Genomic DNA, 24,637 nt, shown 5'->3' with positions numbered 1-24,637 from the left:
AAGGCTATAGCTGGAATAAGGGATGATCAGGTCCGGGAGGACCGCATGGGTATGTCCACAGCTTTGGCAGGCCAGACGAAGGACAGTCACTTCTGTAGTGACGGGTACCCCACAGATAAAGTCAATGATCCGGCGTCCATAATAGGCATGGATCTGGCAATGGAAAGAGGAGCCACAGACAGGACAGGTCTGCTTTTCCGGGCAGAATGTATCCATGTAGGAATCAAACAAAACTTTTGATGATTTTTTTATGCGAATTATCTTGCAAAAGAGGGCATTTTTTCTTATCATAAGGATGGTACTGTACAGAGGCCGTATTAAGTGGGACATAGATCCCGGACAAGGCCGGTGCAGGCTTGAGTGAGAGAAAGAACAAACTTTGGTAGGGGATGTTCTTTCTCTTTTTTTATGGTTACAAGCTAACTATAACGGAAACGGAAAAAAGATACAAGAAAAAAGCGCGCCGTAATTACAGGCACGTACAAAGAGACATCATTATGGAACTGATATAATAATTCGCTGTTTTTGTGCAGGAGACAGGAACTTTATTTTGCGAGACGACATTGGAGGACGAAGCTGCTTCCAGAGCCTACATCCGGCAGATGTGGGCAGAAGCCATGGAGATTTACCGCAGCGGAAACTTCAAGCTGAAATTCAGCCCGGAAATGGCAAAGTACCTGAAAGAGCATCAGCGGGACTTCATGCCGGAGGACACGAAAGCCGGACAGATTCAGGCCTATCTGGACAAGTACACTGGGGACACGGTCTGTTCCAAGCAGCTCTACAAGGAAGCCCTGAACCACACCTTTGACGAGCCGAAGCAATGGGAAATCCGGGAGGTCAATGAGATTATGAACCAGTGCATTACTGGCTGGCGTTATTTCTCCAATCCGAGGATGTTCGTAGGATTCGGCAGACAAAAGGGCTGGGAGCGTGAAAAGACAGCAACGGACAGCGACAACTAGCCTGTAAATATCCCCGACGGGTTTGAGGAGATTGCCGAACAGATAGAGTTGCCTTTCTAAAAATAGGAGCCCGTTGTCCACTTTGTTGCAATCCCGTTGCCGACCCGGTTGCCGGGAAAATCCTTTATTTTCAATGCTTTTTCCCTTCTGACAACCAAAACAACAGAAAAATAAAAGAAAAGTAAATAGATAACCAAAGCCAGATGGAGAATGAATTTGAGGTCTTTTGAAGTCCGTTGCCGGACTTCGTTGCTGACCGTTCTCTGCCTGGCACATTTCATTTATGGAGGATAAATGCCTATGACGAAAAATATGGAGATTCCTGTTTGGCGCAGATATACGCTGACCATTGAAGAAGCTGCGGGATTCTATCACATCGGAGAAGGAAAGCTGCGGATGCTTATTGACGGGCATCCCAACGAGGATTTCTATGTGATGAACGGAAACCGTGCCCTCATTAAGCGTGAGAAATTCGAGCGGTATCTGGATCAGGCAACGGCAGTATAAAAAAGTGCCTGGCAGAATTGCCGATTTCCTATGATAGACCTATACGGAGAGCCAAACTTGTGCTATTATAACGGTGCAAGTCTGGCTCTCCTTTTACAGTAAAGGAGAGATTTCAATGAGTGAAAAAAGACGAGACAACCGTAATCGAATTTTGCATGAAGGCGAGTACCAGCGTGCAGACGGGAGGTATCGGTTCCGTTACATTGACGAGGACGGAAAAGAGAAAAATGTGTACAGTTGGCGTTTGGACAAGAATGACCCCATGCCCAAGGGCAAGAAACGGGAACTTTCGCTGCGAGAAAAGGAAAAGCAGATTGAAGCGGATTTGTTTGACCACATCGTAACCAACGGCGGCAATTACACGGTGCTGGAACTGGTGGAGAAGTATGTGTCCCTGAAAACGGGTGTCCGGCACAATACCGTTGCCGGGTACAAGACGGTAATCAATGTCCTGAAAAAAGAAGCATTCGGGAAACAGCGCATTGACAAGGTGCGCTTGTCGGATGCAAAAGCGTGGCTCATCAAGCTTCAGCAGGTGGATGGCAGGGGCTATAGCTCCATTCATTCCATCCGGGGCGTTCTCAGACCGGCTTTTCAGATGGCGATGGACGATGACCTGATTCGGAAAAATCCCTTTGGATTTGAGCTGGCATCGGTGATTGTCAATGATTCCGTGACCAGAGAAGCAATCACCCGGAAGCAGGAGCGGGATTTGTTGAAATTCATCAAGGAAGATGCACATTTCAGTAGATACTACGATGCAATCTATATTCTCTTTCATACCGGGCTTCGTATTTCGGAGTTCTGCGGACTGACGGTTTCTGAGATTGAGTTTGATGAAATGCGTATCAAGGTAGACCATCAGTTGCAGCGCACCTCCCAGATGAAATATGTGATTGAGGAGCCTAAGACAGAGAGCGGTACCCGCTATGTGCCGATGACCGAAGAAGTGGCAGAGTGTTTTCGCAGAATCATTGCCAGTCGTGAAGCACCGAAGGTCGAGCCAATGGTGGATGGGTATATCCGCTTCCTGTGTCTGGATAAAAACGATATGCCAAAGGTAGCCCTGCACTGGGAGAAGTATCTGGAACACATCGTAGAGAAGTACAACAAGATTTACCGCATCCAGATGCCGAAAGTAACCCCTCATGTATGCCGACACACATTTTGCTCCAACATGGCAAAATCCGGAATGAACCCGAAGACATTGCAGTATATCATGGGTCACTCAGACATCAGCGTAACCCTGAATGTCTACACCCATGTAAACTTCGATGATGCCAAAGCCGAGGTGCTTCGGGTAGCGAATGGCTGAAAAAGCCCGTTGGTAAAGCCGCTGACTATACCAATGAATTTACCAATATTGCAGGGAAAAACATGAGAAGATATGGTACGATTTGAGAAGATACCCCGGAAACAGCCGGGGAGCTAAAACCCGAAAAACCCTGTAATACCAAGCATTTGAGAAGAAATACAAGACTTATATGGAGTTATAAAAAGATGATAAAAGTACTATTTATTTGCCACGGCAACATCTGCCGCAGCCCAATGGCAGAATTCATTTTCAAAGACATGGCAGAAAAACAAGGCCTTTCAGACCAATTTGAGATCGCATCCGCCGCGACCAGCACCGAGGAGATCTGGAACGGCATCGGCAACCCGGTTTATCCGCCGGCCAGGCAGGAGCTTGCGCGCCATGACCTCAAGTGTGACGGTAAGAGAGCGGTGCAACTTAAGAAATCTGACTACGACTACTATGATTATCTGGTCGGCATGGACACGATGAACATCCGCAACATTGAGCGGATGACCGGCCACAAGGGCGGGAAGATTTCGCTTCTGCTACAGTACGCGGGAAGGAATGCCAGCATTTCCGATCCGTGGTACAGTGAGCGGTTTGATGTGGCTTACCGGGAAATCCGAGAGGGCTGTGAAGGCCTGATGCAGTACATTCTTGAACATGATTTCGGATGGAAATAAGATTCCCCGGCAAGCCAGAGTGGTTTGCCGGGGAAATATTTATGCGGATTATGATAAATTATAAATATGGATACAGGAATATCAGGATTGGGATGGTCAGTATGGATAGCAGTGTGGAAAGGATAATTCGATAAGAACATTCTCGTCCGTCCCGCCCGCTTTCTTCAACCAGCATCAGGATAAGATTCCCACAAGGCATTGCCATCATGATCATATAAACCTGACACATCACATTAGAGATCGGAAGGCGTTTGAGGAACAGGGTCCCGATTATCGGGATTACCAGCAATTTGCACAGGCAGAAGAGATAGCGTTTCCCGCTGGTGAAGAGGGAGACGAGATCTGCCTGGATTCCCAGGGAGACTCCGATTACGATGAGTGAGATCGGAGTGGTAGCATTTGCCAGATACTGGAGTCCGTCGCTAAGTGGCTGCGGAGGGACGATGTCGGTGACAAATATGAAAAGGGTTGCTACACAGGCAATGGTGCCCGGATTAACCAGTGGTTTTAATGTGGACAATTGGAATGCGGCTTTTGGGGTGTCTGTTCCTTTCGAACCGTGTCTCAGCAGGGAGATGCCGTAGGTGTAGACCAGAATGTTATATTCCAGGATAAATACGGCAACATAAATCAGTTTATCCGTTCCCAAAAGTGCCTTTACAACAGGGATGCCGACAAAACCGACATTTGCAAATATATAAAGGAGTTCAGTGATTTGTTGCTGGTCGCCTGTCTCACGGAAAATCCGAACAAGGATCTTCGACAGGATGATCAGGAAGAGATAGATTCCGGCAGAGACCAGAAAGAGAAGCGGTATGGAGTCCACAGTGCCGTTTCCGGAATTCCCAAGTACGCTGGAGAAAATCATAGCAGGGTTGAAGACATTTACAACCAGCCTGGAAAGACAGGCATTATTTTCCTGGGAGATCATATGGGCTTTGTAGCAGAAATAGCCGGCTAGTATTAACAGAAACATGACAAACATTTGAAGTCCGGCGGTCATTACGTTCATGGTATTACCTCATTTCTTTCATTTATATGGATTGCCTGGATTTTGTATCCGAATCTCTTCTTATTATACTGAAAAAAAGAGATTTCACAAGCGTGTTTTTTACTGTTCGCAAAGAAAGACAAGAAAAAGTAGATGAAAATTCTCTTCTGAGGCATGGAACTTTTGGGAAAGGTGTGTTATGATGTTCATGCACAGTGAGAACGTCGTGATATGACCTTATATGGATGAAGAATTACACTGCCAAGAGCGAGAAGGAATATCGCGTGGAAGGAGTGACAGTATGCGGGCGACCGTGTTATTGGTTAATTTTAAGGATAAGCAGAAGCTGCGTGAGATTCAGATGGTTCTGATGACGCTTAAGGTTAAGGTAAGGCTTGTAGAGCCGGAAGAGTATTATAAAACGATTGGTGAGCTTGTCGGAATTGTGGAGACGCAGTCTGAAAGTGATGATGATGAAAGTATTGTTCTGGCAAAGGAAATGATTGTGTTTGCCGGGCTTGCGGAGCAGCAGTTGAATCAGGTATTGTTTCTGATGAGAAAGAAAGTGATCGGTCCGGTGGATTATAAAGCGGTCCTGACAGACACGAATCAGAGCTGGACGATTCCGGAACTGTACCGGGAGCTGGAGCGGGAACATGAGGCGATTATGGCTCAGAAGAAGTAGGTAAAGCGGATTGAAAAGATCTGTTTTAGTTGCTATGCATATGAGAAAATGGTCCGGTGGACCGTTTTGAGTGTTAGGGACAGAAGCTCTGTCTTGGACAAGATATAAATACATTATTTTATTACTTAAAAACGTGAGAAGAGAGGTAGCAAAGAAATGAGTATTGCAGAGAAAATTGCGAGATTGCGCGAGAAAATGGCTGAAAAGGGAATGGACGTATATGTGATTCCGACAGCAGATTTTCATCAAAGTGAATATGTGGGGGGACATTTCAAGGCTCGTGCATATATGACCGGATTTACCGGATCGGCAGGAACTGCAGTCATTACAGCCAGTGAAGCGCGTCTGTGGACAGACGGAAGATATTTTATTCAGGCAGGCAAGCAGCTTGCTGGATCTCCGGTAGAGCTGATGAAAATGGGAGAACCGGGAGTGCCGACTTTGAATGAATATTTGCAGACAGCAGTGCCGGAAGGCGGAGTCCTGGGATTTGACGGAAGAGTAATCGCTATGGGATCCGGCCTTGAATATGAGAAGATCACGGCGGAAAAGAATGCGAAGATCGTGTATGATTATGATCTGGTCGATGAAGTGTGGGAGGATCGCCCGGCACTTTCTGAAGAGCCCGTATTTGCGCTGGAATTGAAGTATGCCGGTGAGACAACAGAAAGCAAGCTGGCGAGAATTCGTGAGTACATGAAGGAATGCGGCGCTGCAAAGCACATTCTTACGACGTTGGACGATATCTGCTGGATTCTGAATATTCGTGGAAATGACGTGGAATTCTTCCCGCTGGTACTTTCTTATGCGGTTATTACCATGGACAGCATGGAATTGTATATCAATGAGAAGAAATTAAGTGCTGAGATTAAGGAAGCACTTGCGAAAGACGGCGTCGTTCTTCATCCGTATAATAACATTTACGAAGATGTTAAGAAATTGGAGGATGGAGAAGTCGTTCTGATCGACCCGGGCAAATTGAATTATGCTCTTTACAGCAATATACCGGAAAATGTCGTTAAGGTTGAAAAACGGAATCCGGAAGAGCTTTTCAAGGCTATGAAGAATCCGGTGGAGATTGAAAATATCCGTAAGGCGCAGATTAAGGACAGTGTGGCACACGTTCGTTTTATGAAATGGCTGAAGGAAAATATTGGAAAGCAGGAGATTACTGAGATCAGCGCTTCTGAGAAGCTGGATGAGTTCCGCGTTGAGATGGGCAACTTTATCCGTCCGAGCTTCGGACCGATTTCTGCTTTGGGAGAGCATGCGGCAAGTGCACATTATTCAGCAACACCGGAGAGCAGTGCAGTGCTTCATGAGGGGACGATGTTCCTGACTGATACGGGAGCAGGTTTCTATGAAGGGTCTACTGATATTACAAGAACGTATGCGTTGGGTGAGATCCCGCAGTATATGAAGGATGATTTCACGCTGGTAGCTATCAGTAATCTTATGCTTGCAAGTGCGAAATTCATGTATGGATGTACCGGATTAACTCTGGATATGTTGGCGAGAAAGCCGTTCTGGGATAGAAACATGAACTTTAATCATGGAACAGGTCATGGAGTAGGATATCTTCTGAATATCCATGAAGGTCCGTCCGGTTTCCGCTGGCAGTATCGTGCACATGAAATTCAACCGCTGGAAGAAGGCATGGTGATTACCGATGAGCCAGGTGTTTATATTGAAGGATCTCATGGAGTTCGTCTGGAAAACGAGCTTCTGGTATGCAAGGGTGAGAAAAATGAATATGGTCAGTTCATGTATATGGATACGATTACTTACGTTCCGATGGATCTGGATGCAATCAATCCGGATATGATGACGGCAGAGGAGAAGAAGCTTCTGAACGATTATCATAAGCAGGTATATGAGAAAGTTTCTCCATACCTGAATGAAGAAGAGAAAGAATGGCTGGCGAAATATACAAGAGAGATTTAGACAGAATGAACAAAGGGGAGACGGAGTCTCCCCTTGTTTTATTTCGTGTGTCCAGCGAAGCTGGACCACACTTGCCGGTGCAAGTCCGGTCACGGTAATCGCCAGTGAGCCGTGTAGCTAAACTCGGTGCGTTGTAGTAATACAGGGTGCTAAGCGAGTGGATAAAGTAACCTTGATAAGAGGTGCGAGCAATCGTGCAGACCGTAACATTAAGTGAATTCTGCCGTATCGTTAAAAAGGTCTCGAAAGAGAACAAAGGGAAGTTGAGCCTGGGCAATATAGGCGAAAACCATGGAACGTGTGAAGAAACTGGAATGCAGCACGGAGGAATCCCTCGGTATAGAGGAAACGGTATGTATGAAAAGTGTGGTTCGGAACTGGAGAGACCCTACCCATCACCGAAAGGTAAAGAGAAAGCGTATAAGCTATCAGTACCCTAGCAGAAAAGCTATGAAGAAAATGAAAGCAGAAATCAAAAGGAATGTAAACAATCGAAGCCTGCTAGTTGCAAAAGAAGAAGATTTAATAAAGAATCTGAATCCTAAAATCACAGGATGGAAGAATTACTATTCTACTAAGACAAATGAAAAATGGATGCAGGCACTAGACTGGTACATTATCTGCTCCTTTGCAAGATGGTATAACAAGAAGCACCGAAGGCGACATCATATGTCAAAGGTGGGATTTGTTAGAAATAGCATTTACGAAAAAGGATTAAAGAAAATGGCTAAAGCATGACGTAATGCTGTAGAAAGAAGAATGTCGGAAAGCCGTGCGAGGGAGACCCTCATGCACGGTTTGATGAGGGGCGGATGAAAGGTTCATCCGCCTACTCTACCGGAAATCGTGTTAGCATCATATTTAAACGTTTTCTAGATATCCCAGTCGATATGATAGATTTTGGTCGGGCGCCCTTTCATATGGTTGCTTTTCTGAAGTGTGGAATGAACGAATCCGGCGCTTTCAAGCTTCTGAAGGATCCGGTTGGCGCCCCTCACTGTAATATGAAAGTTCTCAGCCAGATCCACACTTGTCAGTTCACGCCGTTCCAGGAGAATAAGAAGCCGGTTCAGGCGGTGGACCGTTGCAGTAGAAAGAGAAGATTTATCAGCGATTTCCTGTATCTGCGGCGTGAGAATCTGGCTGGAAATCACCGGATGATCTGTGTTAAGCGGTCCGGTCAGCTTGTGCTCCGCATCAACGAGGTAGGAATCGGTCGTGTTCCCGGCTGCCCGGAAAGCAAGCTGAGTGTTGTCAAGGGCTTCATCCATTGTATTGCCGATTCCGTATGAGACGGTAAGCGAAAGCTTTGTGTTTTTATCCAGATAATCAGAAAGAACACTTTTCTGGAAATCATTGGTCAGATAGGATAAAATCTTTTTTTCTGTCATGATATAATAGGCATTATGCTTCCGATGGATGGAAAGATCCAGGTCGTATCGGATAGTAAAATCTTGAAATGCTTTCTGCAATTCGTCATCTTCTAAGACACCCCAGATTTCCACGACGGCATTCTGTGGGGCGATTGATATAGCAGCAGGAGAATGTGCGGTCAGCTTATCGATTTTGATTTTGGTAAGGAGCAGCTGAATGATCTGGTACATATATTCGTCGCTGAAGGAGGCAAACACACAGGGAATCTTCAGTTCCTTGAGCCGGGGAACGAGGTTCCCGTAACGGCATATGACCATATCGATCTTTCCTTTTTCCCATAGTTTATTAATCTCTGCGAGTGACTGATCCTCCACATGATATAACTCTTCCAGAGAAGCAGAAGAAAGCCATTTGGTGAATTCGGGAAACATGACATTGATGCTCTTGTATTCAATCAGGTCCCGGACGGAAGCTGCAGGTTTGGAATTGACAAATACATCAAAAATAATCCGCTCCGGATCCAGCATGCGGTTTTCGATCAGTAGTGTCAAAGGAATCCGGTAAAAACTCTCGTTATCTGTGGCAAGTGAGAGAAGTGGCATGGAAATGTGTGGAACTGACCGCTCAATGACAGTCTGCACGACTGTACCGGTGGTGAGAATTCCGTCTGCCCATTTTTCATTTGCGTAGTAAATGCCTTTTAGTTCAGAAAAAGAATGATATTCGATAACCCGGTACTCAATCGGATCCGGATAATCACGGAGCATATCTTTCAGGTATTGTGATAAATATTCAGATGAGATAATCAATAAATGTTCTTTCATAGCGGTCCCCTCCCGATGATATACAAAATCATTTTCTCCTAAAGTGTTCCTAAAATCAAGAAGAAACTTCCGAAAATATGAAACAGAGCATTTTGTTTATATATTTTTTACAAAATATAGGCAATATTTATAAACATATTTGCAATTTTTATAAATCGGGTGTATAATCCCATACATAAAGTGTTCCTTTAATGTTCCTTAAATGACAAGGAGAAAAATCAAGGAGGGTTTTTATGAACGGTGAACTTTTATTACAAGAGGCTCAGGGGCATGAGCAGGAGCTTGTTGAGAAGAGACATTATCTTCACAGACATGCTGAGCTCGGCTTTGATTTGAAAGAGACTGTAGCCTTTGTAAAAGCTGAGCTTACCGCAATGGGATATGAACCGAAAGATTGTGGAAAAGCTGGCGTGGTTGTTACTGCAGGTGGTAAAAAACCGGGAAAAGTATTCTTGATCCGTGGTGATATGGATGCTCTGCCGATGCATGAGGAATCGGGGGTAGACTTTGCATCAGAGACAGAGAATATGCATGCCTGCGGTCACGATATGCACGCAACGATGATGCTTGGCGCAGCTAAGCTTCTGAAAGCTCATGAAGATGAGATCGAAGGAACTGTTAAACTTATGTTCCAGCCGGCAGAAGAGATTTTTGCCGGATCCCATGACATGATTCAGGCAGGTGTTCTGGAGAATCCGCATGTTGATGCGGCATTGATGATTCATGTTATGGCAGGTGTGCCGTTCCCGGCCGGTTCTGTTGTTGTAAGCGACGGAGGAATCAGTGCACCGGGTGCGGATTATTTTGAGATCCGTGTTCAGGGAAAAGGATGCCATGGCTCCATGCCGAATAATGGTGTGGATCCGATCACGGTTGCAGCACATATCATCACTGCTCTGCAGGAGATTCATGCAAGAGAACTTGCACTGGTAGATGAAGCGGTTCTGACGATCGGAACGATTCATGCAGGCCAGGCGGCAAATGTCATTCCGGATACCGTGATGATGAGTGGTACGATCCGTACATACGATGAAGAAGTAAGAGCCTTTATCAAGCAGAGAATTCAGGAAATCTCAGAAGGCGTAGCGGCAAGTTTCCGTGCTTCTGCGGTGGTAGATTTCGGTAAGGGATGTCCGGTTCTTAAGAATGACTATGAGCTCTCAGAAGCAACTGCTACTTATATGAGAGAACTTCTTGGACCGACGAAAGCATTTACAACAGGACAGCTTGCAGCGATGTCCGGTGGCGGAAGCGGATCCAAATCAGCAGGTTCTGAGGATTTCGCTTATGTAAGCCATGAAGTACCTTCAATTATGCTTGCACTTGCGGCAGGTGAACCGAGCAAGGGGTACAAATATCCACAACATCATCCGATGGTAAAATTCGATGATGCCGTACTTGCCCAGGGAAGTGCCGTTTATGCATATGCAGCCATGAGATGGCTGGAAGAACACAAATAACCAAAGATTCAAAAAAGGAAAGGGAGAGAAGACGTATGAAAGAAATTATTACTAGCCCATTGCTACTGATTATGATTATAATCGGTTTGCTGTACATTGTGGCATTTTCGCTGCTGTATTTAAAGAAAGCGTATGCACGCTGCCTTGAAATGGGAATTTCAAAAGAGGCATTGAGCAAAGTTATCAAATCAAGCCTTGTTTTCTCAATTGTACCAAGTTTATCAATCGTTGTAGGTCTGTTTGCACTGATCCCGGTTCTCGGAACTGTATGGTCATGGTGGAGACTTTCCGTTATCGGTTCACTGTCTTATGAGACTCTGATCTCAAGCAGCGTTGCTTCTGCAATCGGATTTGAGACAAGTTCACAGATGCTGGAACAGGCAACAGGAAGCCAGTTCGGTGTTGTTATGATCCTTATGACGATCGGTATGCTGAGTGGATTCTTCGTATTAATTCCGTTAGGAAAGAAGTTATGTATGAGTGTTTCCAAGAGTGAAAATGCAAGCACATGGAAATACGTTCTGAGCGGATGCTTTATGTTATGTCTGTTCTCAGTTTATGTTCCGGTTCTTCTGATCGGTGATACAATTCAGGCGTTAGTTATGGTTACCGGTCTTATTATCGCTGTTGTTCTTGGTGTCCTGGCTGCGAAACCGGGTCTGAAATGGCTGAACGACTTTATCATGGCGTTCTCAATGATCGGTGGTATGGCATCATCCGTACTGTGGACCAGCATCTTTAAATAGAGGAGGAAGTTATTATGAGTAAAGAGAAAAACAGTGTAGTAATGGATCCGTTTCAGAAATGGTCTCACAGTGTAGGACGTCTCGGAACGGTCATCGCTTTGATCTATATGACAGCAATTCCGTTTGTTGTGCTGACTGTTTATGATGCAATGCCGTCATTCGGTGATGTTATCAATGTTTCAACGATCAGTATCCTGCTTATTTATATTCCGGTTGGTATTTCAGAAGCAATCAGTTATACCCCGATTTTGGGAAGTTCATCTTACCTGACATTTATTACCGGCAATATCATGAACCTGAAACTCCCGGTTGCAATCAATGCAATCAAGCTGACAGAAACAGAGCAGAATACACCGGAAGGTGATGCTGTTGCATCTGTAGCAGTAGCCGTTTCATCTATCATGACAATTGTTATCCTGGCACTTGCAGCTCTGCTGAGCTCACAGATTGGTTTCATTTTCGAAATCCCGCAGATCAAGACGGCTTCTGGATATATCATTCCGGCTCTGTTCGGTTCTTTGACTCTGGGTCTGTTCTCAAGCAGCAGTTCAGGAAGCAAGATCGTAAAAGGCGGTACAAAGGGTGTTATTCCGGTACTTGTTATCGTAACACTCCTTTCACTGTTCGTAAGAATTACATCCGGCGGATCTCTGTTCGGAGCAATCGGATTCCTGATCATTGCAATGCTTCCGATCGCAATCATTACATCACGTATTCTTTGGAAGAAAGGTGTTATTACTGTAGAGGATAACCCGGCTGTGGCAAAGAAAGAGAAATAAATTCCGGTTGTCTGAAAAGATAGTACAGAAAATGAAATAGAGGTGTGTGCCCCATTGCGTGAATAACGATGAGGCATACATCTCTTTTTGATTTGAGACAAGTGGCACTTCTGCAGTAAAATACCGCTGGTGATAAGGACTCTGGTTAATGAAAAGATTTGTGCTTGTACTGGAAGCACTTTTTCGATATACTAACTAAAGAAATAGTGACAAAGTAATAATGAATGTTTGCGGATGATTGATTCATGCGAAACAAATATCGGTTAAAGAAAGGAATTACAAATATGTGGGTTGCAGATGGATGGGAAGACTATGAAGTGATTGATTCTTCCAATGGAGAAAAGTTGGAAAGATGGGGACAGTATCTCCTTGTGCGTCCGGATCCGCAGGTGATCTGGAATACACCGAAGACACATAAAGGATGGAAAAACCGGAATGCGCATTATCACCGCAGCAAAAAAGGCGGTGGAGAATGGGAGTTCTTCGATCTTCCGGAGCAGTGGCAGATTCACTATAAAGATCTGACTTTCAACCTGAAGCCGTTTAATTTTAAACACACCGGACTTTTTCCGGAGCAGGCGACAAACTGGGACTGGTTTTCAGAGAAGATCAGACAGGCAGGTCGTCCTGTTAAAGTGCTGAATCTCTTTGCCTATACAGGCGGCGCCACACTTGCAGCAGCTGCAGCCGGTGCACAAGTGACACACGTAGATGCCTCCAAAGGCATGGTGACCTGGGCCAAAGAAAACGCGGTATCCTCTGGCCTTGGTGATGCACCGATCCGTTGGCTGGTAGACGACTGCATGAAATTTGTCGAACGCGAGATCCGCCGTGGAAATCACTACGACGCGATCATCATGGATCCCCCCTCTTACGGACGGGGACCAAAAGGAGAAATCTGGAAAATAGAAGATGCCATCCATCCCCTGATCAAACTTTGCACACAGATCTTGTCGGAGGATCCCCTCTTCTTCCTCATCAACTCCTACACTACCGGACTTGCGCCAGCAGTCCTGACTTATATGCTTGCAACAGAACTAAAAAAATACAACGGTCACGTCGATTCCCAGGAAATCGGATTGCCCGTAACGTCCAACGGACTCGTCCTCCCCTGCGGAGCAAGCGGGAGATGGTGGGTGGAATAGGGACGCGTGCTTGTCTCTATGTGTGCAGCTGCGACGTTGCGCGCTACCTCAGCTCATGCACGGGGAGTGGCGGGTGGAATAGGGACGCGTGCTTGTCTCCATGTGTGTAGCTACGACGTTGCGCGCTACCTCAGCTCATGCACGAATATGTAAGGTGCCGGAAGGGTCGCTGAAAGCAGCTCCCCTCCCGCCGCCTAACATCTTCGGCATGTATCTTCGGAACGCTCCACTTAACCTCCGCTACACACACAGAGACAATCCCGCTGACTATTCGCACCCACAACACAAGAATCAGTCACAAACAAAAAACAAAAGCCCTAACAATACAATATCAAGTGCCGAGAGTGGCTCCTACAAAGTAGGAGCCACTCAAAGGCACGTCTTTCACACCCCTACAATTTATCACATTCCCTCCCCTTTGGAATTTTACTCCCCGGCTCTCGTTCAAGCGCACAGCCTTCGTCCATGCGGGGTGGGTTCCCGGACCGTGGAAAACGCCGGCACTTGCTTGCAGCAGCCGCAGACAGCGGCGCCCTGCAAGCTTAGTACCGCTGCGTTTTCCCCCGAGCGAGAGCGAGTCCGGGAACCCACCCCACATGGACAAAGGCGTCCCCCTTGAACTCCCTTCCTCACAAAATTTCAAAAATAACAGTTTACCTTTGTATAGTTCAGTGATAGAATGTATCTATAAATGAGAAGAAGGGAATTTTGACATAAAACATCAAAAGAAAGGAAGGTAATCGACAAATGATTACAGTAAACGCAATGGGTGATAACTGCCCGATTCCAGTTATTAAGACAAAAAAAGCAATGCAGGCGCTGACCGGCCCGGAGACGATCGAAGTTCTGGTAGATAATGAGATCGCTGTTCAGAATGTAACGAAGATGGCAGCTGCACAGGGCGGAGAAGTAAGCTCTGAGAAGCTTGGAGAAAAAGAATTCAAGGTTACGATCAAAATGCAGGGAGCACCGGCAAGTGCGGAGGCTGAAGAAGCTGTCTGCACTCCGGACAGAAAGGGTGACACGATCGTGGTTGTTTCTTCTGACCGTATGGGATCCGGCAATGATGAACTTGGAAAAGTATTGATCAAGGGATTTATTTTCGCAGTAACCCAGCTTGATACACTGCCGAAGAAGATGCTGTTCTACAATGGCGGTGCTACATTGACTGCAGAAGGTTCTGATTCTTTGGAAGATCTGAAGTCTCTCGAGGCACAGGGGGTAGAGATCCTGACCTGTGGTACATGTCTGGATTACTACCATTTGAAAGAAAAACTGGCCGTTGGCTCTGTGACCAATATGTATGCGATCGTAGAAGCTATGGCCGAGGCTGGAAGAATCATCAGACCGTAGATGGTTCACGGCAAAATAACAAACTTTAGGAGAATGGGAAAATGAGTAAGGATATCAAATTGACGCAATTGGCAAAAACCGCGGGATGAGCCGCTAAAATAGGTCCGGAGACCCTTGCCCAGGTTCTGGGTAAGCTTCCGAAATTTCACGATGACAACCTTCTGGTTGGTATCGAGACATCTGATGATGCGGCAATCTACAAAGTGACAGATGACATCGCAATGATTCAGACGGTGGATTTCTTTACACCGATCGTTGACGATCCGTACATGTTTGGACAGATCGCAGCAGCCAATTCTCTCAGTGACGTATATGCCATGGGAGGAGAGCCTAAAGTGGCTCTGAATATTGTTGGTTTCCCGAATTGCCTTGACCCGTCTATTTTGGGGGATATCCTGGCAGGTGGAGCTGACAAAGTGAAAGAAGCAGGAGCTGTTCTGGTGGGAGGTCACACGATTCAGAATGACGAACCTCAGTATGGACTCTGTGTGTCCGGCTTTGTTCACCCGCAGCGCATTTTCAAAAATTACGGATGTAAACCGGGAGATGTTCTGATTCTGACCAAACAGGTAGGCAGCGGAATCGTTAATACGGCGATCAAGGCGCAGATGGCCTCCGACAAGGCGATTCGTGAAGTGGAAATGGTTATGTCTTCGCTGAACAAAAAAGCCAAGGAAGTGGTAGATGGATATCCGGTAAATGCATGTACAGACATTACAGGTTTTGGTCTTCTGGGACATTGTGTGGAGATGGCAGAAGCCAGTGAAGTGACGTTCAATCTGAATGTCCACGATATCGCATATTTTGACGAGGCGATCGCCTACGCCAAGATGGGACTGGTTCCGGCGGGAGCCTATAAGAATCGTGGATATTCCCAGATGAAAGTGGATATGGGAAACGTAGAGGAACATTTTATTGATCTGCTTTATGATCCACAGACCTCCGGCGGACTTCTGCTCAGTGTGGAACCGCAGTATGTGGAAGTAATCATGGAGACATTTGAGAAGAAACACATGGAAACGAAGGTTTCTATCATAGGAACAGTGGAAGAGAAGAGTGACAAGCTTATACGTCTGCACTGATAACAGAGCATTTATGCAGGACAATATACGCCCGGCAGAGCAAATGCCGGGCGCTGCCTGAAAGATAATAAAGTATTTGGAAGTGGAAGAAGATGAACAAGAATCAATTATATCGTAATATCCCGAAAGTGGATGTGCTTCTGGAAATGGAGATCATTCAGCTTTTGATCGAACAGTACGGAAGAGAGACTGTCATGGAAGCAATCCGGGAGGAGATGGAGGCCCTGAGAGCATTTATCGGGGCATGTGAAGAAGAAGAGAAGATTGTGCGGCAGATTCAGGATCTGCCGCAGCAGATCGTAAGGCATGTGGAGAGACTCCATACACCGAACATGCGCATGGTGATTAACGGAACCGGTACGATTCTGCATACGAATCTGGGACGTGCACCAATCAGTCAGGAGCATGTATCAAAACTGGCTGATATTGTCACCGGCTATTCCAATCTGGAGTATAATCTGGAGGCCGGGAAGCGGGGAGAGAGATATTCCCATTTTGAGAAGCTTCTGTGTAAACTCACGGGAGCTGAGGCGGCAATGGCCGTCAATAATAATGCAGCCGCAGTGATGCTGATTTTGAGTTCTATGGCAAAAGGCGGCGAAGTTATTGTATCCAGAGGAGAGCTGGTGGAAATCGGCGGAAAGTTCCGTATTCCGGATGTGATGGAACAAAGCGGCGCATCTCTGGTAGAGGTCGGAACGACCAATAAGACACATTATTCCGATTATGAAGAAGCGATTACTGAAAATACAAAAGCGCTCCTTAAAGTACATACCAGTAATTACCGGATCGTAGGCTTTACCGATACGGTCACGATCGATGATCTGGTTCCGCTGGCAAAGGAACACGACCTTCCTATTATTGAGGATTTGGGAAGCGGCGTGCTGATCGACCTGAGCAAATATGGACTGACTTATGAGCCGACGGTTCAGGATTCCATCCGCAAAGGAGCAGATGTGGTATGTTTCAGCGGAGACAAGCTGCTGGGAGGGCCACAGGCAGGAATTATTATCGGTAAGAAGAAATATATTGATCAGATGAAGAAGAACCAGCTTACACGTGCACTGCGTATCGATAAATTTACGGCGACGGTGCTGGAACTCGTTCTTCAAGAATATTTATCTGAGGAAAAAGCAATTCAGAATATTCCGGTTCTTCGTATGATCACGGAGACCGAAGAAGAAGTGGCACATCGCGCCCAGAACCTGAAAAGGATGTTGAGACGAGCAGGTCTTGCGGCGGAATTTGGACTTGAAAAATGCGAGTCACAGATTGGAGGAGGATCACTCCCTCTGGAGCGGATCCCAAGTATGGCGGTTACGATAAAGCCTGAAAAAATGAGTGTGCCGCAGTTAGAAGAAAAAATGAGACATCTGGAGGTGCCTATCATCCCGAGAACGGCGAATGATACGATTTATCTGGATGTAAGAACCATAGAAACACGTTGGTTTAAGAAGATTACAGAAATGCTGGGAGAGCTGTTATGAAAAATATCATCATAGGAACCGCAGGTCACATTGACCACGGGAAGACAACATTGATCAAGGCTCTGACCGGGCGAAATACGGATCGTTGGGAAGAAGAACAGCGTCGTGGAATTACGATCGATCTGGGATTTACCTGGTTCGATTTGAAAAATGGTGACCGGGTAGGAATCATTGATGTTCCGGGCCACGAGAAATTTATCAATAACATGGTTGCCGGAGTTGTGGGAATGGATCTCGTCATGCTGGTTGTGGCGGCGGATGAAGGAATCATGCCGCAGACAAGGGAACATATGGACATTCTGGGACTTCTGGGAATTAAGAAAAGCATTCTCGTCCTCAATAAATGTGATCTGGTGGACGAGGAATGGCTGGAGTTGGTTGAAGAGGAAATACAGGAAGAATTGAAAGGAACATTTCTGGAAGATGCGCCGGTGGTACGTGTTTCAGCAGCGACCGGACAGGGGCTCGAAGAACTGACCGATACGATCATTCGGGTGATGGCGGATGAGGTGGAAGAGAAAGATACGCAGACGATCCCGAGACTTCCGATCGACCGTGTGTTTACACTTTCCGGTTTTGGAACGATCATCACGGGAACCTTGATTTCCGGAACAATTTCCAAAGAGGATGTACTCGAAATGTATCCGATCGGGAAAGAGTGCAAGATCCGGAGCATCCAGGTACACGGACAGGACAAGGATAAGTGCTATGCCGGGCAGAGGGTAGCGATTAATCTTTCCAATATCAAGAAGAAAGAGATTCACAGAGGCTGCGTGATCGCTCCGAAGAACAGTATGAAGAACACGGATCTGCTGGATGTTAAATTATCGGTATTGCCGGATTCTATGCGAATTGTGACGAATCATGAAAGACTGCATCTGTATACGGGGACCAGCGAGATCCTCTGTCGTGCCGTGCTGCTGGATAAGGAAGAAATCGGGCCGGGAGAAAGCGGACTGGTGCAGCTGCGTCTGGAAGAAGAAATCGCGCTGAAGAGAGGCGACCGATTTGTGGTGCGTTTCTATTCGCCGATGGAGACCATTGGAGGCGGCGTGGTGCTGGAGCCGAATCCGGTGAGAAAGAAACGATTCGATGAGAAGGCAATTGAAGAATTAAAGAAGAAAGAATCCGGTTCGCTTGCAGATGTTATGGAGCTGCATATCAAACAGCATGCAGATACAATGATTACGATGGCTGAACTTGCGAAGATTATGGCACATTCTGTGGATGAACTTCAGGAATACCTGGAAGAATTGAAAGAAGAAGGAATTGTTCATGTCTTTGCGATGAAGAAAGATGTATATCTCTGGCACAGAGACAGTGAATATGCATTGCGCCAGAAGATACAGGAGGCGCTTGAGGCTTATCATAAGAGATATCCTTACCGCTATGGTATGAAGAAAGCTGAGATCCATAACACCTATCTGAAAAAGGTGAAACCGATCGTGTTTGATGCTTATATCGAGCAGCTTGTGGCACAAAATCAGATCGGACGCAAGGACGAATACCTGCATCTGGCAGAATTTGAAGTGTCGAAAGACGCAATGTTCCTGAAGACGGAAAAGACTCTGGTCGATGCTTTTGAAAAGGCAGGATTTGATTTCGTGAGATTTTCGGAAATTGATCTCGGAACAATCCCGAGGGAAACCGCGGAGGATGTTCTTCTGTTACTTGTAGATGAAGAACGGGTTGTGCGGATCAATGAAGAAATGTTTACGATGAAGTATCTGATGGATGAGGCAGAGGAGAAGATTCGCAAGCATTTGGAGAATGAGGATGTGATTACGATCGCACAGGTAAGAGATATGTTCTCCACGAGCCGAAAAAGTGCCAAGCCGATACTCGAATATATGGACAGCATTAAGGTTACAAAGAAGACCGGAGCAGAAAGTGAAAGGGTAGCATACTTATGAATCTAAAACAATTGGAGGCATTTGTGAAGGTGGCAGAGGGAGGCAGCTTCTCAAAGGCGGCAAAGTCTCTGTTTTTGACTCAGCCTACCATAAGTGCACATATTTCCTCCCTGGAAAGAGAACTGAACGTCAGATTGTTTGTGAGAAATACAAAAGAGGTTATTCTGTCAGAGCAGGGCAAGGTACTTTATGAGTATGCCCGGCAGATGGTTGAATTGCAGAATAAGATTACCGAGATTTTTTCAACAGAAACGAAAAAAGATGTTCAGTGTATTACGATTGCGACATCAACGATTCCCGCACAGTATCTTTTGCCGGATATTCTGGCAGAATTCAGTTCCAGATATCCGAAAGAACAGTTTCGTGTGATGGAAACGGACAGTGCAAAAGTTGTGGAAAAGGTTGCCGGACATATTGTGGATATTGGGTTTACGGGGACCGTTCTTGAAAAAAAGTATTGTAAATACATACCGTTTTACAAAGATGATCTGGTGATTATTATGCCAAATAATGAAAAATACCAGCGTATCAAGGAAGAAGAAACGACAATTGACTGGATTGCAAATGAAGCGATCATCATGAGGGAAGAGGGATCAGGAACGCGGAAAGAAGCGGAAAAGCAGCTTCGCCGTGCCGGAATTGATGTGGAGAAACTGAATGTTGTAGCAAGCATTGAGAATTCGGAAGCTATTAAGAAATCAGTTAAAAGCGGAATAGGTATTACTATGATATCGCGGCTTGCGGTGCAGGATGTGATTGAATCCGGGCAAGTGCTGGATTTCCCGCTTTCGAGTAAAGATGATGGAAGAGATCTGAATCTGGTCTATAACAAGAATTACCAGCTTTCTAATTCTGCGGAACGTTTTATTCGTGTCGTGAAAGAGATGTATAACATATAAGAAATGAGCCTATTTATAGATAAAAACTATAAATGGGCTTATTTATTGTACTTTTCGATTAGACGAAAGCGGGAATAAAGGCTATACTAGAGATAGTCAAATTATACGGGAAAAAATACATAGGTATCATTTGGGAAGATACAAGCTGTACTTGAAAAGGAAATTGGAGGAAGGTACATATGATATATATGGATAATGCGGCGACGACGATGCAGAAACCGCAACAGGTAATCGATGCGGTGGCAGCGGCAATGTGCTCTATGGGGAATGCGGGCAGAGGCGCACATGCAGCATCACTCGGCGCGGCGCGAACGATTTATGATGCCAGAGAGAAGCTGGCTTGTTTTTTTCATGCGGAAAATCCGAAACAGATTGCATTTACGATGAATTCAACGGAAAGTCTGAATATAGCGCTGAAGGGGGTCCTGAATCCGGGAGATCATGTGATCACAACGATGCTGGAACACAATTCAGTACTTCGCCCTCTGTATGAACTGCAGGAAAAGGGAACGGAGCTTACCATTCTGAAAAGCAATCCGCAGGGGACGCTGGATTATGAGGATTTTGAGAAGGCGATCAAGGAAAACACCAAAGCAATCGTGTGTACACATGGTTCAAATCTGACAGGAAACCTTGTGGATGTGAAGCGAGTAGGCGAGATTGCGAAGAAACATGGAGTTTTGTTTATCGTAGATGCATCTCAGACGGCGGGGGTATTTCCGATCGATGTGCAGGAGATGGGGATCGATATTTTGTGTTTTACCGGTCATAAAGGACTTTTAGGACCGCAGGGAACAGGTGGGATCTATGTGAGAGAAGGACTGACAGTCCGTCCTCTGTTATGTGGCGGAAGCGGGGTGCAGACTTATAATAAAAAGCATCCTTCTGAGATGCCGACTGCTCTGGAAGCCGGAACACTGAACGGACACGGGATCGCCGGTCTGGATGCGGCAGTGGAATATCTGATGGAGACAGGAATTGATACGATCAGAGAGAGAGAGCAGGATCTGATGTGGAGATTTTACGAAGGGGTGAAGGACATCCCCGGAGTAAAAGTTTACGGAGATTTCAGTACGCGGGAGCGATGTGCGATCGTGACGCTGAATATCGGAGATTATGATTCTTCAGAAGTGAGTGATGAGCTTCTTATGACATATGGAATATCTACAAGAGCCGGAGGACACTGTGCACCGCTTATGCATGAGGCACTGGGGACGGTAGAACAGGGTGCGGTGAGATTCAGCTTTTCGCATTACAACACGGATGAAGAATTAAATACAGCCATTCAGGCAGTGAAAGAAATGGCTGCCGAAGAGTAACTCTGAAGAAGAGAGTAAAAGGCATAAGGAGGAAGTAACATGAATTTATCAGATTCAAAAAAGAAACTCGCGATTGCGGGTGTGATCTGCGGACTTGTAGCGGCATGTCTTGCATTTTTCGGGAACCCTGCAAACATGGCATTTTGTATTGCCTGCTTCGTACGTGATATGGCAGGTTCACTGGGAATGCATCAGGCAGAAGTTGTGCAGTACGCAAGACCGGAGATCATCGGACTTGTACTGGGCGCTTTTATTATCTCTGTGGCAACGAAGGAATATCGTTCTACAGCAGGTTCATCACCGATGATTCGTTTCGTACTGGGTATGATTATTATGATCGGTTCCCTGATTTTCTTGGGATGTCCGCTTCGTATGATTATCCGTATGTCAGCAGGTGATCTGAATGCATGGGTAGCACTGATCGGATTTGTTCTGGGTGTATCGACCGGTGCATTTGCACTGAAGAAAGGGTTCAGTCTTGGACGGTCTCATGAGACGAACAAAACAAGCGGAGCAGTGCTTCCGGTCATCATGGTTGGAATCCTGATTCTTGCAACATGCACATCACTTTTGAAGGCAAGTGAAGCTGGTCCGGGAAGTATCCATGCACCGCTGATTCTGTCGCTGGTTGGCGGACTCATTTTTGGAGCAGTTGCACAGAAATCCAGAATGTGTTTTGCAGGAAGTATCCGTGATATCGTGCTTATGAAGAATTTTGATCTGTTTACCGTAATTGGAAGCTTATTTGTAGTTATGTTGATCTTTAATGTGGCAACAGGAAGATTTGTTCTTGGATTCAATACACCGGGAATCATTGCACATTCTCAGCATCTGTGGAATATTCTTGGTATGTATGCAGTAGGATTTGCTGCAGTACTGGCAGGAGGATGCCCGCTTCGTCAGCTGATCCTTGCAGGACAGGGATCTTCCGATGCGGCAGTTACCGTTCTGGGTCTGTTCTTTGGAGCAGCTCTTTGCCATAACTTCGGTCTGGCATCCAGCGGAACATCCCTGAACCCGGAGACAAAAGAACTGGTTGCAGGAGCTGTTACAACAAACGGTAAAGTGGCTTGCATTATCTGCATCATTGTTTGTTTCGTGATTGCATTCACAAACAAGAGAGAGACTGCAAAGACAAAATAAAAAGCAAAGGGTAGATATTAACAAAATAATATGCTATTCTAAGAAAGAAGGTAAAATAATATGAAGGAAGTAGATGCAAGAGGACTTTCCTGCCCGGAACCGCTTATGATGACAGCGGAAGCATTAAAAGATGCGAAGGGTCCAATCAAAGTGCTGGTCAGTGAACCGCATCAGAGAACGAACGTAGAAAAGTTTGCAAAGGACCACGGAAAAAAAGCAACAACGACAGAGAAAGGCTCCGAATTCGAAATTGTGATCGAATAATGAGAAAGAAAGAGTTAAAACTGGTCGTGACATTCCACACTACGGCAGATGCCATGGCGATGGAGAAAGCCTGTAAGGCAAAGAATGCGGACGGAAGACTGATTCCGGTGCCGCGGGAGATCTCAGCAGGCTGTGGGCTTGCATGGTGTGCCGGACTGGAACACAGGGATGCACTGAAAGAGATCATGTCAAGTGTTGGAATCGAAGAAGAAGAGATGCATGAATGCATGGTATAAAAAAGATTGCGCGTAAGCGCAGTCTTTTTTATGTTGCTGTTTATATGAGAAAATGATCCGGTGGATCATTTTTTGAGTTATACATTTGAAATTTGCGTGGTGCAGGGGCGCGATATGTGATAGAATAAAAGAGAACATTTATTTGATTGGAGTGCGGATATGCAGTTGCGTTTTGAAATCCCGGATTCGTTCTGGAGTCTGTTCCGTTCCGTGAACCGGGAGGCTTATATGGAAGCCCTTCTGGTTATTAATGAAGAATACCAGTACAGTAATTATTTCCTCACGAAAGAAGTGTGCGTACAGGTGCTTGGAGATATGTATGCAAAGAAGCAGCTCCGACTGGTGCGTGAAGAAAATGAGACGGAGTTTGATATGCTGGAAACACCGTCACTTCGTATGCTGAATTGGCTGATCAGAACGGGATGGCTGAAAAAGATTGAAGATTATCATACATTGGCGACGAATATTGTGATACCGGATTATTCGGCGGTTTTCATCGATGCGTTCGAACGTCTCAGCTCTGAAGATATGGAGGAGACGGAAATCTATATCCAGAATGTATACGCGACTTTATTTTCCTTCCGGAATGATCCCAGGGTGAATCTGAATATGCTGCGCACGGCGCTGATCAATACCCGGCGGCTGAACAAAGCACTGCAGGATATGCTGCATAATATGGACAAGTTTTTTGAGAGACTTCTGGATCAGCGATTTTACGGAGATCTTCTGAAAGAGCATCTGGATGGGTATGTGGAAGAAATCGTGAGGCGCAAATACCATATACTGAAGACTTCCGATAATTTTTATATTTACAAAATGGATATCAAGAAGTGCCTGCGCGATATGCGGGGAAATGAAGAATGGATCGAAACGGTTCGGGAGCGTTCCAGGGCGATGGGAGATACGAAGGAGGATGTTCTGGAACTTCTGGATCAGATTGAACGGGGATTTGATGATATTGAGCACCGTATTGCTAATATGGATAAGGAACACACGAAATATGTGCGCGCAACCGTGACAAGACTTAATTATCTGTTAAGTGGAGAAACGGACACCAAAGGGCTTGTGGTGCAGTTGCTGAACCGCATGGGAGATGCAGCGGATTATGAGCAAATTGTACAGAAGACTGGTGCAAAGATGAATCTTTCACTTCTGGAGATTGTTTCGGAGAAATCACTTTATAAGCGGCGTAAAGGAAGGAAAGACTTTATCAGTCAGATGCAGCCAGAGGAGACCACGGAGGATCTGGACAAGGAAGATGTGCTGAAGTTGAACCGGATTCAGCATCGGTACAGCCGAAGACAGATAGAAGATTTTATAGAGGAGAATATACAGGAAGGCGTTATGGATGCGCTGTCCCTTCCTATGCGGGAAGAAGATGAATTTGAAAAACTGATTCTTGCGTATGATCTCAGCACACGAAGGAACAGCAAGTATATGGTGCTGGAAGAGGATGTAAGGATGGTGGAGAAAAACGGTTATCGCTATCCGGCATTGAAATTTGTAAAAAGACAGGTTTAACAAGTTGGTGTCTGTAATAC

Annotated in this window: 23 protein-coding genes and 1 pseudogene; 21 read left to right on the top strand and 3 right to left on the bottom strand. The window is 45.7% G+C overall.

The window, feature by feature from the left end; genetic code table 11:
* Positions 1–216: DUF6431 domain-containing protein (locus ACTNB3_RS02210; protein WP_441024343.1), on the bottom strand; the 216-nt coding region annotated here is incomplete at its 3' end.
* Between the two features lie 347 nt (positions 217–563).
* On the opposite strand from ACTNB3_RS02210, the pseudogene ACTNB3_RS02205 reads away from it, so the two are divergent.
* From ACTNB3_RS02205 to ACTNB3_RS02190, 4 genes and pseudogenes are all read left to right on the top strand, one after another.
* Positions 564–965 (top strand): annotated as a pseudogene (locus tag ACTNB3_RS02205) (virulence-associated E family protein); the annotation flags it as partial.
* Positions 966–1,265: 300 nt separating this feature from the next.
* Positions 1,266–1,472, top strand: coding sequence for an excisionase (locus ACTNB3_RS02200; RefSeq protein WP_441024341.1), 207 nt, complete (start codon positions 1,266–1,268; stop codon positions 1,470–1,472).
* A gap of 115 nt (positions 1,473–1,587) precedes the next feature.
* Complete coding sequence (locus tag ACTNB3_RS02195; RefSeq protein WP_441024339.1) at positions 1,588–2,787, top strand: tyrosine-type recombinase/integrase; 1,200 nt, start codon at positions 1,588–1,590, stop codon at positions 2,785–2,787.
* Positions 2,788–2,972: 185 nt separating this feature from the next.
* Positions 2,973–3,452, top strand: coding sequence for a low molecular weight protein-tyrosine-phosphatase (locus ACTNB3_RS02190; RefSeq protein ID WP_427806634.1), 480 nt, complete (start codon positions 2,973–2,975; stop codon positions 3,450–3,452).
* A gap of 58 nt (positions 3,453–3,510) precedes the next feature.
* Here ACTNB3_RS02190 and ACTNB3_RS02185 read toward each other — a convergent pair whose 3' ends face one another.
* Entirely contained in the window at positions 3,511–4,464 is a 954-nt protein-coding gene (locus ACTNB3_RS02185; protein WP_441024337.1) for an AEC family transporter, read from the bottom strand.
* A 280-nt stretch (positions 4,465–4,744) separates the two neighbouring features.
* Between ACTNB3_RS02185 and ACTNB3_RS02180 the strand changes: the two genes are divergently transcribed.
* The 3 genes from ACTNB3_RS02180 to ACTNB3_RS02170 all read left to right on the top strand — a co-directional run bounded on the left by ACTNB3_RS02180 (position 4,745) and on the right by ACTNB3_RS02170 (position 7,810).
* The gene (locus ACTNB3_RS02180; RefSeq protein ID WP_441024335.1) at positions 4,745–5,128 is read left to right on the top strand and encodes a DUF3783 domain-containing protein; all 384 of its coding nucleotides are present in this window, start codon (positions 4,745–4,747) and stop codon (positions 5,126–5,128) included.
* 156 nt (positions 5,129–5,284) lie between these two features.
* The gene (locus ACTNB3_RS02175) at positions 5,285–7,072 is read left to right on the top strand and encodes an aminopeptidase P family N-terminal domain-containing protein (protein WP_441024332.1); all 1,788 of its coding nucleotides are present in this window, start codon (positions 5,285–5,287) and stop codon (positions 7,070–7,072) included.
* Positions 7,073–7,363: 291 nt separating this feature from the next.
* A complete protein-coding gene (locus ACTNB3_RS02170) occupies positions 7,364–7,810 on the top strand; it encodes a group II intron maturase-specific domain-containing protein (RefSeq protein ID WP_441024329.1) in 447 nt (148 codons plus the stop codon).
* 134 nt (positions 7,811–7,944) lie between these two features.
* Here the strand turns inward: ACTNB3_RS02170 and ACTNB3_RS02165 are convergent, their stop codons facing one another.
* On the bottom strand, positions 7,945–9,270 hold the full coding sequence (locus ACTNB3_RS02165; RefSeq protein WP_427806640.1) for a hypothetical protein: 1,326 nt from the start codon (positions 9,268–9,270) through the stop codon (positions 7,945–7,947).
* A gap of 233 nt (positions 9,271–9,503) precedes the next feature.
* Between ACTNB3_RS02165 and ACTNB3_RS02160 the strand changes: the two genes are divergently transcribed.
* The 14 genes from ACTNB3_RS02160 to ACTNB3_RS02095 all read left to right on the top strand — a co-directional run bounded on the left by ACTNB3_RS02160 (position 9,504) and on the right by ACTNB3_RS02095 (position 24,617).
* The gene (locus ACTNB3_RS02160; RefSeq protein WP_427818782.1) at positions 9,504–10,730 is read left to right on the top strand and encodes a M20 metallopeptidase family protein; all 1,227 of its coding nucleotides are present in this window, start codon (positions 9,504–9,506) and stop codon (positions 10,728–10,730) included.
* A 35-nt stretch (positions 10,731–10,765) separates the two neighbouring features.
* The gene (locus tag ACTNB3_RS02155; protein WP_427818783.1) at positions 10,766–11,476 is read left to right on the top strand and encodes a DUF5058 family protein; all 711 of its coding nucleotides are present in this window, start codon (positions 10,766–10,768) and stop codon (positions 11,474–11,476) included.
* A gap of 14 nt (positions 11,477–11,490) precedes the next feature.
* The gene (locus tag ACTNB3_RS02150; protein ID WP_427818784.1) at positions 11,491–12,255 is read left to right on the top strand and encodes a hypothetical protein; all 765 of its coding nucleotides are present in this window, start codon (positions 11,491–11,493) and stop codon (positions 12,253–12,255) included.
* A 284-nt stretch (positions 12,256–12,539) separates the two neighbouring features.
* Entirely contained in the window at positions 12,540–13,400 is an 861-nt protein-coding gene (locus ACTNB3_RS02145; RefSeq protein WP_441024326.1) for a class I SAM-dependent methyltransferase, read from the top strand.
* Between the two features lie 747 nt (positions 13,401–14,147).
* Complete coding sequence (gene yedF, locus ACTNB3_RS02140; RefSeq protein WP_427806646.1) at positions 14,148–14,753, top strand: sulfurtransferase-like selenium metabolism protein YedF; 606 nt, start codon at positions 14,148–14,150, stop codon at positions 14,751–14,753.
* A gap of 41 nt (positions 14,754–14,794) precedes the next feature.
* Positions 14,795–15,835, top strand: coding sequence for a selenide, water dikinase SelD (gene selD / locus ACTNB3_RS02135; RefSeq protein ID WP_427806647.1), 1,041 nt, complete (start codon positions 14,795–14,797; stop codon positions 15,833–15,835).
* A gap of 92 nt (positions 15,836–15,927) precedes the next feature.
* Positions 15,928–17,322, top strand: coding sequence for an L-seryl-tRNA(Sec) selenium transferase (gene selA, locus ACTNB3_RS02130; RefSeq protein WP_427806648.1), 1,395 nt, complete (start codon positions 15,928–15,930; stop codon positions 17,320–17,322).
* Positions 17,319–19,235 carry a selenocysteine-specific translation elongation factor gene (gene selB / locus ACTNB3_RS02125; protein ID WP_441018530.1) on the top strand — a complete coding sequence of 639 codons (1,917 nt, stop codon included), beginning with the start codon at positions 17,319–17,321 and terminating at the stop codon, positions 19,233–19,235. Before selA ends, selB begins: the two co-directional genes overlap by 4 nt.
* Positions 19,232–20,134 (top strand): selenium metabolism-associated LysR family transcriptional regulator, encoded by a 903-nt coding sequence (locus ACTNB3_RS02120; RefSeq protein ID WP_427806650.1) that lies wholly within the window; start codon positions 19,232–19,234, stop codon positions 20,132–20,134. The genes selB and ACTNB3_RS02120 overlap by 4 nt, the downstream gene beginning before the upstream one ends.
* A 179-nt stretch (positions 20,135–20,313) precedes the next feature.
* Complete coding sequence (locus ACTNB3_RS02115) at positions 20,314–21,453, top strand: aminotransferase class V-fold PLP-dependent enzyme (RefSeq protein ID WP_441024324.1); 1,140 nt, start codon at positions 20,314–20,316, stop codon at positions 21,451–21,453.
* Between the two features lie 39 nt (positions 21,454–21,492).
* Positions 21,493–22,596: a YedE family putative selenium transporter gene (yedE, locus tag ACTNB3_RS02110; RefSeq protein ID WP_427806652.1), complete on the top strand. Its 1,104-nt coding sequence runs from the start codon at positions 21,493–21,495 to the stop codon at positions 22,594–22,596.
* Between the two features lie 60 nt (positions 22,597–22,656).
* The gene (locus ACTNB3_RS02105; RefSeq protein WP_427806654.1) at positions 22,657–22,860 is read left to right on the top strand and encodes a sulfurtransferase TusA family protein; all 204 of its coding nucleotides are present in this window, start codon (positions 22,657–22,659) and stop codon (positions 22,858–22,860) included.
* Positions 22,860–23,096 carry a DUF3343 domain-containing protein gene (locus tag ACTNB3_RS02100; protein WP_427806656.1) on the top strand — a complete coding sequence of 79 codons (237 nt, stop codon included), beginning with the start codon at positions 22,860–22,862 and terminating at the stop codon, positions 23,094–23,096. Before ACTNB3_RS02105 ends, ACTNB3_RS02100 begins: the two co-directional genes overlap by 1 nt.
* Before the next feature lie 159 nt (positions 23,097–23,255).
* Positions 23,256–24,617 (top strand): Wadjet anti-phage system protein JetA family protein, encoded by a 1,362-nt coding sequence (locus ACTNB3_RS02095; protein ID WP_441024322.1) that lies wholly within the window; start codon positions 23,256–23,258, stop codon positions 24,615–24,617.
* Positions 24,618–24,637 lie beyond the last annotated feature (20 nt).

Origin of the sequence: Bariatricus sp. HCP28S3_D3 (assembly GCF_052065755.1) — a bacterium.
GTDB lineage: Bacteria > Bacillota > Clostridia > Lachnospirales > Lachnospiraceae > Allocoprococcus.
This window is presented reverse-complemented; position numbering and strand designations above follow the sequence as displayed.